Below are 14,450 nucleotides of genomic sequence, written 5' to 3'. Positions count from 1 at the left end.
AGGAAAAAGAGTGATTCCTGATAGCGGACATTTGTGAAAACTATGCGCGTGCCGGGAAATTTAGGCTTGCGGGGTGGATTCGATGCCTGCGATGGCATCCCAGCCCGATCCGTCGTCGCGACCGGACTGCGGGATAGGCGCGGCGCATAGGATCCATACGCAATTGCTATTTGCGAACCACCCGGTGGACGAAGGTAATCAGTGCCAAAGGCCAACCGAAGGCCGGCACCTCCTTGCGCGTCCGCGCGGGGCGGCCCGGTGCGAAAGGACACGTGATGACCACTCAGACCCAAAGGGCACCCAGCCAGACAAGCCGGATTCTGTCAGCCGATGACATCGAGGCGCTTGCAGTCGGTGCCTGGATCCTCGGCACCGGCGGCGGCGGCGATCCGTATCACAAGCTGCTGAACATGCGTATCCTCTACGAGGCGGGCCGCGAGGTCACGTTGATCGATCCGATGACGTTGAACGATGACGCGGTGATCGCCGTCGTGTCGAACATGGGCGCCCCTCTGGTCGGGCAGGAACGGCTGGCAGACCCGGAATTCGCGCTGAAACCCGTGCGAATGATGGAAGAGCACATGGGCCGCAAATTCGACGCGATTATGTCGCTCGAGATTGGCGGCGGCAACGGCATGCATCCAATGCAGATAGCGGCGCTGACGGGCTATCCAGTCGTTGATGCCGACACCATGGGCCGCGCCTATCCGGAGGCGCAGATGACGTCGGTGGCGGTGGCGGGCCTGCGTTGCTATCCGCTGACGATGGCCGATATCCGAGATAACGAAATCATAATCCCGCGCGCCGCATCCTGGCGCTGGATGGAGCGGATCAGCCGTAAGGCCTGCACCGAAATCGGATCGGTCGCCGCTACTTGCAAGGCGCCCCGCACCGGAGCCGAGATTAAGCAGCACGGAGTTCTATATTCCGTGTCAAACGCCATCGCACTTGGCAGCAGGGTGATTGAGGCCCGTGCCGCCCATACCGACCCGATCGAGGCGGTTCTGTCGGCTGCCAGCGGCAAGAGGATGTTCCAGGGAAAGGTCGTCGATGTCGATAGGCGCGCCACCGAAGGGTTCCTGCGCGGCAAGGCGGTGATCGAGGGACTGCACGATTTCGCAGGTCACGAGATGGTCGTGCATTTCCAGAATGAGTTTTCGGTCGCCTATCTGAATGGCGAACCGGTGGTGATGACACCTGATCTGATCTGTCTGCTCGACAGCGTTTCAGGGGAGGGGATCGGCACCGATGTCCTGCGCTTTGGCCAGCGGGTCAGCGTGCTGGCTCTGCCGGCACCTGCCGTGTTCCTAACCGACCAGGGAATTGCGGCTGTCGGTCCTCGAGCCTTTGGGTTCGATCTGGATTTCAAATCGGTTTTTGAGGAGTCATGGACATGAAGCGTATCGGTATCGATGTCGGCGGCACGAACACGGATGCGGCCCTTCTGGATGGCGACCGGGTGCTGGCATCGGTTAAGACGTTCACCACCGCCGATGTGACATCGGGCGTACGCACCGCGCTGAACGACCTGCTGGCGCAGGCGGGCGATGCGGCGCAGGACACCATCGCCGTAATGATTGGGACGACCCATTTCACCAATGCGGTCGTCGAGCGGCGCAATCTAGGCCGCGCCGCAGCGATCCGCATAGCGCTGCCGGCTTCGGCCAGCCTAGTGCCATTCTGCGATTGGCCGCGCGATCTGGCCGCCAAGGTCAATGGCGGTGTCTATTTGGTCGAGGGCGGGCACGAATACGATGGCCGCCCGCTCGTGCCAATGAATGAACGCGCCGTCGCCGAGGCCGCACGCAAGATCGCTGCGGATGGCATTCCGGCGGTCGCAATCTCAGCTACATTCTCGCCGCTGACCGCGGAATGCGAGGAACGCGCCGCCGAAATCGTCAGGAACGAGGCGCCCGATGTACATGTCACCATGTCCTCGACACTTGGCCGGATCGGCCTGCTGGAACGCGAGAACGTAGCTTTGATGAACGCGTCGTTGATCGGGCTGGCTCGCGAGACGACCCGCGCCTTTGTCGATGCGGTTAGAGACAGCGGGATCGAGGCGCAGCTGTTCATCACCCAGAACGACGGCACCGTGGTTAAAGCCGACGCGGCGCGCGAATATCCTGTGTTCTCATTTGCGTCCGGTCCCACTAACTCGATGCGCGGCGCAGCGTTGTTGGCGGGGATTGAGGACGCGGTGGTCTGCGACGTAGGTGGCACGACCGCGGATGTCGGTTGCCTCGTTAACGGCTTCCCGCGCGAAGCGAACAACGTGGTCGAGGTCGGCGGCGTGCGTACGCTGTTCCGAATGCCGGATCTTCTGTCCGTCGCACTTGGCGGTGGCACAAAGGTGACGCGAGATCCGCTGAGCGTGGGCCCGGAATCGGTCGGCTACCGGCTGGGGCAAGAGGCACTGGTCTTTGGCGGCGAGCAGGTGACCGCGACCGACATCGCCGTCGCGGCGGGGCTGATCGACATCGGTGACAAGTCGCGCGTCGCAGGCTTGTCCGCAGATTTCGTCAGCAGGGCATTGGCGGTGATGCACGACCGGATCGCCGAGGCGGTTGACCGGATGAAGACAGACGCCACCGAGATTCCACTGCTGGCCGCCGGGGGCGGTGCGATGTTAATTCCCGAAACCATGCCCGGCATATCGAAGGTCGTGCATGTCGAGCACAACGGCGTCGCAAATGCGGTCGGTGCCGCGATGGCGCAGATTTCGGGCGAAACCGATCGCATCTATCGCGACATGGAGCGGGACGATGCTATTGCCGCCGCGCGCGCCGATGCAATTGCCGCGGCGATCGAGGCCGGGGCCGACAAGGATTCGATCAAGGTAATCGAGGTCGAGGACCTGCCGCTTTCCTACCTGCCAGGCCGGGCGATCCGCACCCGGGTGAGGGTCGTCGGAGATGCCGCCGCACTGAAAGGCACGGTGTCGGCATGACTCGCTCGCTGGTCGGCTTGCTGGTAATAGGGCAGTCGCCGCGCCCCGACCTGCAGGCGCAGTTCGCTCAGGTGATCGGCGATCGGGCCAAGCTGTGCGTCATGGGTGCGCTGGACCATCTGAACGAGGCAGGCATCGCTGCCGTCCCTCCGATTGGGGACGCGGATACGCTTTACACCACGCTGCCCGACGGTCGGTCGGTCTTGATCAGCAAGGCCGCTGTCACCGAAGGCATGGCACAGCGCCTTGCCGACTTAAACGAGATCGGCGCCGCGGTCTCGGTGGTTTGCTGCACCGGCAAGTTCCCCACATTGGCGACGCCGGGCGTGCATTTTGCCTCGGACCTAATGGCCGGGGCGGTCGATGGCTGCCTGCCAGGAAAAGGACGGCTCGGCGTTTTCATTCCGATGGCCGCGCAGGCCGCGGAATGCCGCAATCGCTGGGAGCGGCCGGGTCGAGAATGCGTTACCGTGGCTCTGGCGCCGGACGCAGACGACAACACTATCGCCGCAGCAGCGCGCGAGATGGCCGGACATGCACCCGATCTCGTGGTTCATGACTGTATCAGCTATACGAGCCACGCCCGCGACCTTGCATGCACCATCCATGGCTGTCAGAGCCTATTGGCCGTATCGGTCTGCGCCCGTTTCGCGGCTGAACTTGGCGGGTTATGAACGAGCGGTTCGACAATCTCCGCCATGCCCGCCAGTTGATCGCGGCATGGCGCACCGACTTCAACCATAACCGCCCACACACAAGCCTCGCTAGCCTGACGCCAGCAGAATATGCTAACCGGTCAGAAGAGGGCCAAAACCTGAACAGAGCTAACCTAAATTAGCCGACTCATCGGGGAGCAGGTCAGCGGAAGGCATCGTCAACTTGCGGGGCGTGACCTGAAATCGTACCGACCGACATGACAAAAGCCAAACATTCCGGTGCCTTCAAAGGCCACCGTTTCCCGCCTGAGATCATTGCATATGCGGTTTGGTCTTATTTTCGGTTTTCCTTGAGCCTGCGCGATGTCGAGGATCTACTTGCGGCGCGCGGCATCATCGTGAGCTATGAGACGATCCGGAAGTGGGTTGGCAAATTTGGTACAAAGTATGCCGCGTCCATCCGGCGGGATCGGCCTGCGCCGTCTGATAAATGGCACCTTGATGAAGTGGTCATTCCTGTCCGCGGGCGCAAATTCTGGCTTTGGCGGGCGATCGACAGCAATGGTGACGCTCTTGATATTCTGGTTCAATCTCGGCGTAACACGCGCGCAGCGAAACGCTTTTTCCGCAAGCTATTCAAGCAATATGGGCGACCGCGCGTTGTGATCACGGACAAGCTCGGCAGCTATAGTGCGGCTTTGAAAAACCTCGCGCCTAGCATCGACCACCGCAGGCATAAGGGCTTAAACAACAGATCAGAAGGCTCACATCGACCGACGCGGCGCCGAGAAAAGATTATGGCCCGCTTCAAATCGCCCGGCCAAGCACAGCTCTTTTTGTCTGTCCACGATCAGGTCCAAACCGTATTTCGCCCTCGCCGCCACAAACTGTCCGCCCCTGCCTATCGACAATCTCGCTCAGATGCTCACAGCATTTGGGACGACATCACATATGTGTTGATGGCCGCTTGACCAGGGCGGTGTGGCTCCTTTTCAGCAAGATCCGATAAGTTGACGATGCCATGTCAAGGGGGGTGCGATATGTCCGTCCGGAGTCATGGTTCTCTCCGAGGTCACGGTCATCGCCAGAAAATACTGGCTCTGGCGCGCTGTCGGCGTGAACGGCAGCGTGCTTGATATTCTCGTTCGGCCACAGCGGAATGCCAAAGCTACAAGGCGTTTCCTTGCAAGGCTAATCGCCCGGTTCGGTGAACCTCGTGCCGTGATCACGGACAAATTGCGCAGCTATTTCTAACCGATCTGTGATCTGGCAACAGACGCGGAGCATCGCGCGCACAAGCGCTTTAACAACCCGATGGGAGGATCGCATCGATCGACCCGAAAGCGAGAGAAACTTATGGGGCGGTTTAAGTCACCTAGGCAGGAGCAGAGATTTCTGGCGGCTCTTGACCAGATCAGCACAATCTTTCGTGCCCGCCGCTATCGTCTCTTAGCCACATCGTACCGCCAAGCCGGATCCTTTGCTTTCGACCTTTGGAATGACTACACGCTCGAAATGACCGCCTGACGGGCGTGAGGCAGGTGCCGACCAAACCCTTTCATGGGCGGCACAAGCCGCATTTAAACAGTACCGTCTTTGTAAAGATCGTTTCCAAAAGGCCATCCGCGGAATAGCTAAAGTCGCCGACATTCATCCCTAAAGCTTAACCGCGCGCATTCGCTCTTCGTAGCGATACATGGACTATCTCCAAAAAATCCCAACTTTTCGTCCGCGCTCCCGGGGTTATCAGTGACAATCAACACTACGACATCATTTAGCGAATTGACCTTAGTGATCCCCGTTCGATCATCCGAGGCGAAAGCCGAATGTCGCGCGGCGCACCTTGTGCCTCACCAATTCGCGCGAGCAAAAGACGCGCCGCTGCTCGTCCAAGCCTGCGCCTTGGCTGCGCGATCGCATCAATGCCAGGACCAACAAATGTCATCCAGTCGAGATCATCGAAGCAAATCATCGAAAGGTCACTTGGAACCTGAAGCCCTTTGGCGGAAATCGTGGCCATAGTCCCCACCGACATCAAGCCATCTGCACAAAACAATGCAGTCGGCCGCGGGTTTTTAGTTAATGCCACCAACGCTGCGTTTTGTGCCGCGAGCGCAGAGTGCCCATTCACTGCCAAGATTAAGTTAGGGTCAACCTCCAACCCAAATGCGCGATGCGCCTCTAAATATCCTGCGAGGCGCTGCCAGCTCGTAGAGAGCAGCTGCAGCCCCTCGGGAGGCTGATTTTTAGCAGCTGCTAAGAAGTCCTTCAGCCGGGTTTCATCGGTTGCTAATTCTGCGATAATTCCCACCCGGCGATGGCCTGCCATCAAAAGACGCCTTACAGCATCTCGCGAACTTTGAACGTTTTCCACGGCCACTGTGTCTACGAGCAGTCCCCTTACCTTTCGGTCGATCAGAGCCATTGGCATACCTGCTTTCACGGCTTCACGCAGATGCGGGGAGTCAGCAACGTCACAGGGCGAAACGATCAGCCCATCGACCTGATTTTCTCGAAGCAGTTTGGTCGCTGCAACTTCACGATCAAGCGTCTCGTCGCTGTTGGTGATCAACATACCAAGACCATGGCCTTCCACGACATCCGAAATTCCGCGCAGGACAGCAGCATAAAAGGGGCTAGAAATGTCACCCGCAATGACCCCAATTGTCCGGGTCCGACCTGTGATCAGCCCCCGGGCGATTTTGTTTGGCTGGTAGCCAAGCTTCGTCGCAACAGCAAGCACCCGTTCTTTGGTCTCCCCCGGCATAGCCATACTTGCCGAGCACACGACTAGCTGTTGCAGTGCTGACGCCCGCCCCTTTCGCGACCTCAACTATGGTGACTTTTCGGGCCTTCATATAATCCTTGCTCGCAAACGATACCGTCTAGCTAATCTAAGTTGACGGACATGCACACGCATTGTCTACATCTCACTCTAAGCGGTGCTTCAAAGCGATCGCGGTAAACAGGTCAAGGTGCCCCCACCGACATTCTTGAACACGGTGATCTCTTCTTCAGTTTGCCGACCAGGGTGGTGACCTTGAACCAATTCGTAGAGATCAGCTTTGATATCCTCCCAAGTGATCACGCCTCCATCTACAGGCCGGGAAAGCTCACCACTCCCTTTCATCCCATCGCGACAATCGACAAAGAGAGTGCCTCTCGCCATGGCAGCATCATTGGCTTCCCGCATGTCGGGTCGATAGGCGCCAACAAGATCAAGATGCGTACCGGGCTTCAAAAGCTCGCCCTTCACCAGAGGCTCTTGAGCCATAGTCACACAAGAGATGATATCAGCATCTGACACAGCGCTGTCTAAATCATGCGCCACCCTCAGATCCAAATCTGGCATATTAAGCTGTTCTATCAGCGCTTCCGCGCGCTCTTGGGTTCGGTTCCAGACCCGGATTTTCCGCAGCGAGGGACGTGCAGCAAGATGCGCTTTCACAACGTGGGGCGCGAGCCCCCTGCCCCCACCACAAGCAATGTCTCACTGTCTTCACGTGACAAAAGCCGCGCGCCCAAACCGGAATCAGCTGCAGTCTTGCGGAAGGTCATCGCTTCCCCATCAGCCACCAGCTGTGGGGCACCTGTGAAAGGATCAAACAATGCTACAAGCCCCTGAACAGAAGCTTGTGGCGGCTCAAGGGACAGGTTTTCCGGAAACACCCCGACCATTTTAACTGCAATACCTCCGGCGCGCCTCCACCCCACCAGCGTCACAAAGAGATTTTCTCCTCCCTCAGGCTCGTCGCAGACCATATGCTCTGCTGTGGGCGGTGCATCTCTATGAGCCGCTTGCAAGGCATCCATCAAATAAGTGTAGTCCAAATTATGGTGAACCGTTTCGGCATCGGCAAAGCGCATTCGGCTCTCCTCAATAGTCATTGAGCTTTTTCATATAGCGCCGCGCTTCCATCATCTCATGTTTACGCAGGTCCGCCAGACGGTAAGCAAAACGCCACAGCGTATCGAAGAACACTAAGGGTGCCAGCGCGCCACGAAACATCTCATCAACACCGGCAAAGTCGAACTTAGTCGCGTCGACCACAAGGATGTTTTCTGGAGAGCCAAAACGTAGCAAGAATGCTTCCGCGCGGTCTTCGAGCGGGCGGGTATCGTCCAAGCCTTTCATCAAGATATAGCAGCGTTTCTTGTCGAGAACCTCAAAAGCACCGTGGAAAAATTCATTGGCATGGATCGGATAGCTGTTAATCCACTGCATTTCCATTAGAACACAATTGGCGTAAGAATATGCTGCTCCGTAGCTTGCACCGCTGGCCATGGTGTAGATAACATCTTGCTTGGCAAAATGTGGCGCGTATTGATCAAACCGAGGGGCCAAAACCTCCTGTGCTTTGTCGATGACGCTCTGAAGGGCATCAAGGCTACGCATCAAGGCCCCCATACGCTCCACACCATCATAGCGCTGCACCAATCCTAATACGATTTGATAGATGCGCGCGTAATTGCTGTTCTTCGCATCAATTGGCACGCCAGTCGTATAGGGAGCCTCAAAAGACACCAAGTGGTCACTCCCTTGGCCCAGTGGGCTTTGGGGCTCAACGCTCAGTGAAATGGTCAATGCGCCCGCTTTGCGTGCGAAAGCGGCCGCCGCGACGGTTTCTGCGGTTGTGCCCGTCATTGAGCATAAGATCACGACCGAATTCGAGGTCAGCCGCTTTGGGGCGCGGTGGGTGAACTCGGCGGCGTTGTAAACGTCCGATGGCAAGCTGTTCGACAGCTGATCCAACATGAACTTCGCCGGATACATGATCGATAGAGAGCCACCGCAGGCCACAAAGAAAACATGGTCTGTCTTGCGACCATCAAGTGCTTTTAAGGCCGCGGCAACGTCGGGGTGCGGAAGAAAGGTTTCGGTCATTCGGCAAGGTCCATTGTCTGAAATTTGGCCTGATAGGCGTATCGCTTGACAGCGCGAGCGGGATTGTGTGAACGTTCTCACATGAAAACTGAAAACGCAACCTCCCCTCGGCTGATTGCTTTTGGCGACAATGATGTGGATTGCTATGAGCCCGCTGGCCTGATGTATCCTGGGGGCAATGCATTGAATGTCGCGGTCTTTGCGCGCCGCGCAGGTGCCGATGCAGCATACATTGGCGCGATGGGTAATGATCCCGCAGGAGACCATATGCGTGCAACGCTACGCGCAGAGGGTGTCGATATTTCACGTCTGCGGTCGGTGGCTGGGCGCAGTGCGCATTGCATGATCCGCAATTCTTCCATCGGCGAACGAGAATTTCTTTCCGCCGATCTTGGCGTTTCCATTATCGCGCCTGAGCCGGAGGATTTGCAGATGATCGCAAACGCTCATGTCGTGCACACCGGCCGATCGTCCCATGTGGTGCCTTATTTGTCAGCCTTCGCGAACCGAAGCCAACTTTCCTTTGACTTCGCGGATCAAATGACCCCTGACTATATCGCTCAAGTCGCCCCTTATTGCTATCTTGCCAACCTGTCAGGTGGAGAGTTGAGCGACGCTGACGTCATCTCCTTGCAAACTCAGGTCCGCGCTCAGGGTGCAACATGGTGCCTGATCACACGCGGCGAAAAAGGCGCTGTTCTGTTTGGCCCTGATACCGAGGTTTCTGCCCAACCGATCGCAGCCAACGTGATCGACACACTAGGCGCAGGCGACAGCTTCATCGCACGCACTCTCGTCGGGCTTCTGCGCAAAGAGCCACCACAATCCCTTATGAATGCCGCGGCGCAAACGGCAGCCGAGACCTGCGCACAACGCGGCGGGTTTGGGCATCCGGCACCAATTGAGATCGACGGCACCCACGCAATGCCAATCAGCAACGTCCATGCGCATGCCGCCAAACTGGCGGCCCGGGCTATGCAGCGCAACGCCAATAAGAGCGCCCCGGCAAAACAATCCATAAAGAGGAGGACCCTATGACAAACCCAATGAACACTTTGAGCCGCCGCCATGCTCTTGCGATGTTGGCCAGCTTGCCGCTCGGCATGGCTGCCACATCCGCTCTGGCCCAAGCTGCAAACTTCCGCATTGCTTCGGTGAACGCCCCCACGGCCTTATCAAACACACTTGCAGAAGAGACAGGCAAACGCATTCAGGAACGCACTGAAGGTCGCGTGACGTTTCAGATGTTCCCGAGCGCCCAGTTGGGCACTACCACCGATACGATTGAACAGGCAAGCCAGGGTCAACCCACCATCGCCTATGCGTCAGCCAGCTTCTTGTCCCAATTCGGCGTACCAGATCTGGCAGCCGTCGAAGGCCCCTTCATCGTCAGCAATGCTGAAGAAGCACAGCGCCTTGCAAGTTCTGATTTGATGCAGGGCTACTATGACCAGTTGGCGCAGACTGCTGGCCTGCGTGTACTAGCACTGAACTGGTTCGATGGCGCTCGCCATATGATCGGCACTAAACCCTATGTCAGCCCATCGGATCTCGACGGCGTCAAAATGCGTGTTCCGCCTTTGGAAACCTGGCTTAATACATTCGAGCCTATGGGGGTCGTTGCGACGACCGTTGAGGCTGCCGAGGCCTATTCCGCCCTGTCTCAAGGCGTAGTCACCGCAGGCGAATCCCCCTCACCGGGCTGCGTGCTAACCGCTGGTATGAAGTAGTTAAAGAGATCACCCTCACTGGCCACTTCAACCTATTCCTCGGGTGGATCACATCGGAAAAGGCATTTCAGGCTCTGTCAGAAGATGACCGTGCAATCATGATTGAGGAGTTCCGACGCGGCGGACAACAACTCACAGAACAATCAATCGCGCAAGAAAACGAGATCCGTAAGGAATTTGAAGCCGCCGGCGTTACTTTCCATGATCCCGACCTTGATGCCTATCGGGCTGCCACCGCAAGCTTCTTTGAAGACCTGCCCGAAGGTCTTTTTGACAGAATCCGCACTGCAGCGACCAGTTAATAATTCTCTCCGGCGCTTTGCGCGCCGGAGCCCGCTTCTAAAGGTGAGTGCCATAGAACCCCTTCTGCGAGCCCTTTTACGCCTGATTGGCGAAGTGATCCCGACCTTGCTTCTGGCGGGCGTGCTAATTGTAGTCAGCGCAAACGTGATTTCCCGCACGATTTTACGTGAAGGGTTTCAAACTGCCAATGAACTCGCCATCGTGTGCTTTTCCGGCGTGGTATTCTTTGGCATTATCGGCGCCGCATTGAACAAACAGATGTTCGGCGTCGATTACTTCATTTCCCGCCTGCCGCGCGCGTTTGAGCGTCCTGCTCTTTTGCTGTCTCATCTGTTGGTGATCGCTATATCCGGAGCCGTACTCCATGCAGCCACAGCGCAAGTCGCGACCGCGCGCTTTACAACCTTTTTGGCGCTCGGATGGCCAAAATGGATTGTTTCTGCTGGGCTGGCTTTTGCCATGGGGGCAATCATCGCGGCACAGCTGTTACATATCGTTATTCTTTGGCGGAGACGCGGCGAATGATTGTTTCTGGCATTGTTTTCATCCTATTGTTAATACTTGGCGTTCCAATCGCTTTCGTCATTCTTGGCGCTTCGGTGTTCTATTTTGCCTTGAACCCCATGATGGCCAGCACGGTGGCCCAACGTATGGCCTCCTCTCTCGAAAGCTTTCCTTTGCTGGCCGTACCTTTCTTTATCGTTGCTGGCGCTGCCATGGCGCGAGGCGGGATCGCCAGACGGCTCTATGATTTTGCAGACGGGTTGGTTGGACACTGGCATGGCGGACTAGCCCAGGTCGCAGTAATGAACTCATTGTTTTTGGGGGCGATGTCTGGCTCTTCTAACGCCGATGCAGCGATTGACGCGCGCACGATCGCACCAATTATGCGCGAGCGAGGATATTCCAATGGCTTCGCCTCAGTCGTCAGCGCGGCCTCGGGCGCCATCGCGCCGATCATGCCTCCTTCAATTGGGTTGATCGTTTATGGTCTACTCACGGAAACTTCCATTGGCCGACTGTTCATCGGCGGCGTTATTCCCGCCATGATCATCACTGCAGCACTTCTATTAACCGTTCGCTACGTCGCAAAACGACGTGGGTATAAACCTGAACGCGAAGAACGGTTACCTGCCCGCCAGATTGCGACCCGTGCGCGCGCAGCCCTTTGGGCTCTCGCCATGCCAGTCCTTCTAATTATCGGTCTGCGCGGCGGTTGGTTCACCCCAACCGAACTTGGCGCCATTGCTGCACTCTATGCCTTTCTCGTAGGTATATTCATCTATCGCGGCTTCGGCTTGTCTGAGACCTATGACCTACTACGTGAATCCGCTCTGACCACAGCGAATGTCTTGTTTATTGTAGCCTCAGCCGCCGTGTTTTCTCTGGTTTTGGCCTTGGAACAAGTGCCACAGGCTCTGCTGTCCGGACTGCTCACCATTTCTGACAATAAATATGTGGTCTTATTAATCCTCAATGTCCTGCTTTTGGTGCTCGGCACGATGCTGGAAGGGCTCGCCCTTATGGTGATCCTGGTGCCGATCCTGATTGAAGTCACACGGACCTTAGGCATCGATCCGGTACATTTCGGAATCGTCCTTGTATTCAACACGACGATCGGCTCTATCACGCCGCCTGTGGGTACAGTGCTCTATACAGTCTGTTCGATCACCCGGTGCTCAATCGAAGAATTTACCAAAGAGTTCCTGCCATTTCTTGCGAGCCTGATCGGAGTTTTGCTGTTGTTGACCTTCGTCCCGCCACTGGTAACTTTCCTACCAAACTTGTTGTTTTAGAGCAGCGCTAGTTTAGGCAGCAACGGTATACCCCCGACAGGTGCAATCATCGGGCTATTCGGAACTGGCTTTCCACTTTTATGCGGTCGCGCGGCAACCGCTTCATTGTATGCTGCGTCAGGCCGGGGTTGACCGCGATCTTGACGCCAAAGCCTCCGCTACACCCGCGTACCGCGGCGCAACTCGCTGATTGTGCTGCCAAACTGCACTTTGAATGCGCGAGCAAGCGTGGCTGCGGAACCAAAGCCCGTACGGGCTGCAATCTCGTGAGTGGGCATGCTAGTTTCTATCGCAAGACTGCGCGCTTGGGTCAGGCGCAGGCGGCGATAGTATTCTCCGGCGGAAACACCCAGCTCGCGATGGAACATACGATCAAGAGACCGCAGTGACACCCCTGCATGCATTGATACCGCAGCCAGCGGCAACGGTTCTTCGATGTACTTCAGCATCCAGCGTACCGCCCGGCCCAAGCGCGGCGAAAGCGCACCGCTGTCAGCGCGTCGTGCCTCGGCCGTGTCGTAAACAAACAAAGTGCTCACATCGTGTGCCAGCGCATCCCCGGCTCGGTCTCGAATCAGCTCAAGGATCAGGCTCATGGCCGAAGTGGCGCTGCCCGCGCTTTGCCTGTCGCGGTCAACCACATAGCTGTCGGCTACCACATCGACCTGCAAAAAGGTTTCGGCAAAGGCGTCTAACTCATACCAATGCACAGTGGCGCGCCGCCCATGCAGCAAGCCAGAAGCAGCCATGATCCACGCCCCCATATCGAGACCCATCAGACTGTCGGCCCGTCGCGCCGCCGTGCGCATGGCGGCGCGGACCTGTGGTGGCTCGGCCTGTTCTCTCACCCCATATCCCGCCACGATGACAAGCGCATCCGCCCGCTCAATCTCTTCCAGCGCGGTATCGGCGCGCAGCTGCATCCCGGACGAGCTGCGCACTGATTGGCCGCCTAGGGTGGCCACCTGCCACCGAAACAGCGCATTGCCGGAAATGTCACAGGCTGCGCGCAGGGGTTCGACGGCGCTGGCCAGCACCATGTTGGAGAAACCGTCGAAAGGTAGGAAGGTTAACTGAAAAGGGCGTTCTGGCGACATATGCAAAGAATATGGCCGATCCTGCCAAGATAGAAGTCGTTTATTTCCTAATATGGCCGTATCGAGACATCACGCGAACGGAGGCGACAACGTGAACTGGGATACATTCATCACCTGTGCGGTGACAGGTTCAGGACAGAGCCATACCAAAAGCGATAAAATTCCTGTCACGCCAGCGGAAATCGCGGCCGCCTGCGTGGAAGCCGCGAAAGCGGGCGCGGCCATCGCCCATGTTCATGTCAGAGACCCTGAAACTGGGACGCCTTCGCGTGATACAGCGCTTTACCGCGAAGTCGTGGCACGGGTGCGCGACAGTGGGACCGATGTGGTACTGAACCTGACCGCAGGCATGGGCGGGGACATCGTCCTTGGCTCCGCCGAAGCGCCCCTGCCGCTGAACGAGGAAGCCACCGATCTGATCGGTGCAACGGAGCGCCTGGTCCATGTGGAAGACCTGCTGCCGGAAATCTGCACGCTCGATTGCGGCACGATGAACTTTGCCGAAGCCGATTATGTCATGACCAACACGCCCGGCACCCTGCGCACCATGGCGCAGCGGATTCAAGCGGCGGGCGTGAAGCCAGAGATCGAAGTCTTTGATCTGGGCCACCTTTGGCTAGCCAAAACGCTGGTTGACGAAGGCTTAATCGACGATCCGGTCTTGGTTCAGCTTTGCATGGGCATCCCCTACGGCGCGCCGAACGATCTCAATTCCGTCATGGCGATGGTGAACAACATTCCCGAAGGCTGGTGCTATTCGATGTTCTCCATCGGGCGGATGCAACTGCCCTTTGCCGCGCAAGCGGTGCTGGCGGGCGGCAATGTGCGCGTCGGGCTTGAGGACAACATCTGGCTGGACAGGGGCGTGCCCGCGTCGAACGGCGATCTGGTGGACCGGGCCGCGACGATGCTCTCTGCGATGAACGTCAACCTGCTGACCCCGGCCGAAGTGCGCAGCAAGTTGAACCTTAAGAAACGCTGGTAAGTCCGGCGCAACAACAGGCGCAAAGCGCCATCAGTTAGGGAGATTTTC

Annotated in this window: 15 protein-coding genes and 3 pseudogenes; 12 read left to right on the top strand and 6 right to left on the bottom strand. The window is 57.6% G+C overall.

The features are described from left to right. Nucleotides 1-275 precede the first annotated feature (275 nt). From ACFQAU_RS19650 to ACFQAU_RS19625, 6 genes and pseudogenes are all read left to right on the top strand, one after another. Nucleotides 276-1,397: a DUF917 domain-containing protein gene (locus ACFQAU_RS19650; protein ID WP_132445900.1), complete on the top strand. Its 1,122-nt coding sequence runs from the start codon at nucleotides 276-278 to the stop codon at nucleotides 1,395-1,397. Then, nucleotides 1,394-2,950, top strand: coding sequence for a hydantoinase/oxoprolinase N-terminal domain-containing protein (locus tag ACFQAU_RS19645; RefSeq protein ID WP_132445903.1), 1,557 nt, complete (start codon nucleotides 1,394-1,396; stop codon nucleotides 2,948-2,950). The genes ACFQAU_RS19650 and ACFQAU_RS19645 overlap by 4 nt, the downstream gene beginning before the upstream one ends. Then, nucleotides 2,947-3,624: an AroM family protein gene (locus ACFQAU_RS19640; RefSeq protein ID WP_132445906.1), complete on the top strand. Its 678-nt coding sequence runs from the start codon at nucleotides 2,947-2,949 to the stop codon at nucleotides 3,622-3,624. The genes ACFQAU_RS19645 and ACFQAU_RS19640 overlap by 4 nt, the downstream gene beginning before the upstream one ends. Continuing rightward, nucleotides 3,621-3,788, top strand: a pseudogene (locus tag ACFQAU_RS19635) (integrase core domain-containing protein); the annotation flags it as partial. The gene ACFQAU_RS19640 and the pseudogene ACFQAU_RS19635, both read left to right, overlap by 4 nt. Nucleotides 3,789-3,863: 75 nt before the next feature. Continuing rightward, on the top strand, nucleotides 3,864-4,577 hold the full coding sequence (locus ACFQAU_RS19630; RefSeq protein WP_132445909.1) for an IS6 family transposase: 714 nt from the start codon (nucleotides 3,864-3,866) through the stop codon (nucleotides 4,575-4,577). An 85-nt stretch (nucleotides 4,578-4,662) separates the two neighbouring features. Then, nucleotides 4,663-5,133 (top strand): annotated as a pseudogene (locus tag ACFQAU_RS19625) (DDE-type integrase/transposase/recombinase). A 247-nt stretch (nucleotides 5,134-5,380) separates the two neighbouring features. Here the strand turns inward: ACFQAU_RS19625 and ACFQAU_RS19620 are convergent. The 5 genes and pseudogenes from ACFQAU_RS19620 to ACFQAU_RS19600 all read right to left on the bottom strand — a co-directional run bounded on the left by ACFQAU_RS19620 (nucleotide 5,381) and on the right by ACFQAU_RS19600 (nucleotide 8,491). After that, the gene (locus tag ACFQAU_RS19620) at nucleotides 5,381-6,373 is read right to left on the bottom strand and encodes a LacI family DNA-binding transcriptional regulator (protein ID WP_386284643.1); all 993 of its coding nucleotides are present in this window, start codon (nucleotides 6,371-6,373) and stop codon (nucleotides 5,381-5,383) included. 37 nt (nucleotides 6,374-6,410) lie between these two features. Beyond that, nucleotides 6,411-6,464 (bottom strand): annotated as a pseudogene (locus ACFQAU_RS19615) (hypothetical protein); the annotation flags it as partial. 89 nt (nucleotides 6,465-6,553) lie between these two features. Next, nucleotides 6,554-7,054, bottom strand: coding sequence for an ornithine cyclodeaminase family protein (locus ACFQAU_RS19610; protein WP_386284635.1), 501 nt, complete (start codon nucleotides 7,052-7,054; stop codon nucleotides 6,554-6,556). Beyond that, a complete protein-coding gene (locus ACFQAU_RS19605; protein ID WP_386284627.1) occupies nucleotides 7,051-7,473 on the bottom strand; it encodes a hypothetical protein in 423 nt (140 codons plus the stop codon). The genes ACFQAU_RS19610 and ACFQAU_RS19605 overlap by 4 nt, the downstream gene beginning before the upstream one ends. Nucleotides 7,474-7,483: 10 nt before the next feature. Next, nucleotides 7,484-8,491, bottom strand: coding sequence for an SIS domain-containing protein (locus tag ACFQAU_RS19600; RefSeq protein WP_132445918.1), 1,008 nt, complete (start codon nucleotides 8,489-8,491; stop codon nucleotides 7,484-7,486). Nucleotides 8,492-8,572: 81 nt separating this feature from the next. Here ACFQAU_RS19600 and ACFQAU_RS19595 point away from each other — a divergent pair, with 81 nt between their 5' ends. Genes ACFQAU_RS19595 through ACFQAU_RS19575 form a run of 5 tightly spaced genes read left to right on the top strand, consistent with a single transcriptional unit; the run spans nucleotide 8,573 to nucleotide 12,320 of the window. After that, nucleotides 8,573-9,529 (top strand): PfkB family carbohydrate kinase, encoded by a 957-nt coding sequence (locus ACFQAU_RS19595; protein ID WP_132445921.1) that lies wholly within the window; start codon nucleotides 8,573-8,575, stop codon nucleotides 9,527-9,529. Next, complete coding sequence (gene dctP, locus ACFQAU_RS19590) at nucleotides 9,526-10,221, top strand: TRAP transporter substrate-binding protein DctP (protein ID WP_386284609.1); 696 nt, start codon at nucleotides 9,526-9,528, stop codon at nucleotides 10,219-10,221. Before ACFQAU_RS19595 ends, dctP begins: the two co-directional genes overlap by 4 nt. Further along, nucleotides 10,179-10,523: a type 2 periplasmic-binding domain-containing protein gene (locus ACFQAU_RS19585; protein WP_386284780.1), complete on the top strand. Its 345-nt coding sequence runs from the start codon at nucleotides 10,179-10,181 to the stop codon at nucleotides 10,521-10,523. The genes dctP and ACFQAU_RS19585 overlap by 43 nt, the downstream gene beginning before the upstream one ends. Nucleotides 10,524-10,566: 43 nt before the next feature. Continuing rightward, nucleotides 10,567-11,049, top strand: a complete 483-nt coding sequence (locus ACFQAU_RS19580; RefSeq protein WP_240791640.1) for a TRAP transporter small permease — start codon at nucleotides 10,567-10,569, stop codon at nucleotides 11,047-11,049. Continuing rightward, nucleotides 11,046-12,320, top strand: coding sequence for a TRAP transporter large permease (locus ACFQAU_RS19575; protein WP_132445933.1), 1,275 nt, complete (start codon nucleotides 11,046-11,048; stop codon nucleotides 12,318-12,320). The genes ACFQAU_RS19580 and ACFQAU_RS19575 overlap by 4 nt, the downstream gene beginning before the upstream one ends. 158 nt (nucleotides 12,321-12,478) lie before the next feature. Here ACFQAU_RS19575 and ACFQAU_RS19570 read toward each other — a convergent pair whose 3' ends face one another. Continuing rightward, the gene (locus ACFQAU_RS19570) at nucleotides 12,479-13,417 is read right to left on the bottom strand and encodes a GlxA family transcriptional regulator (RefSeq protein WP_132445936.1); all 939 of its coding nucleotides are present in this window, start codon (nucleotides 13,415-13,417) and stop codon (nucleotides 12,479-12,481) included. 52 nt (nucleotides 13,418-13,469) lie between these two features. Between ACFQAU_RS19570 and ACFQAU_RS19565 the strand changes: the two genes are divergently transcribed. Then, nucleotides 13,470-14,402 carry a beta-keto acid cleavage family enzyme gene (locus ACFQAU_RS19565; RefSeq protein ID WP_206054322.1) on the top strand — a complete coding sequence of 311 codons (933 nt, stop codon included), beginning with the start codon at nucleotides 13,470-13,472 and terminating at the stop codon, nucleotides 14,400-14,402. Nucleotides 14,403-14,450: the final 48 nt, after the last annotated feature.

The organism is Sulfitobacter profundi (assembly GCF_042661425.1).
In the GTDB taxonomy this organism is placed as follows: Bacteria; Pseudomonadota; Alphaproteobacteria; order Rhodobacterales; family Rhodobacteraceae; genus Sulfitobacter; species Sulfitobacter profundi.
This window is presented reverse-complemented; position numbering and strand designations above follow the sequence as displayed.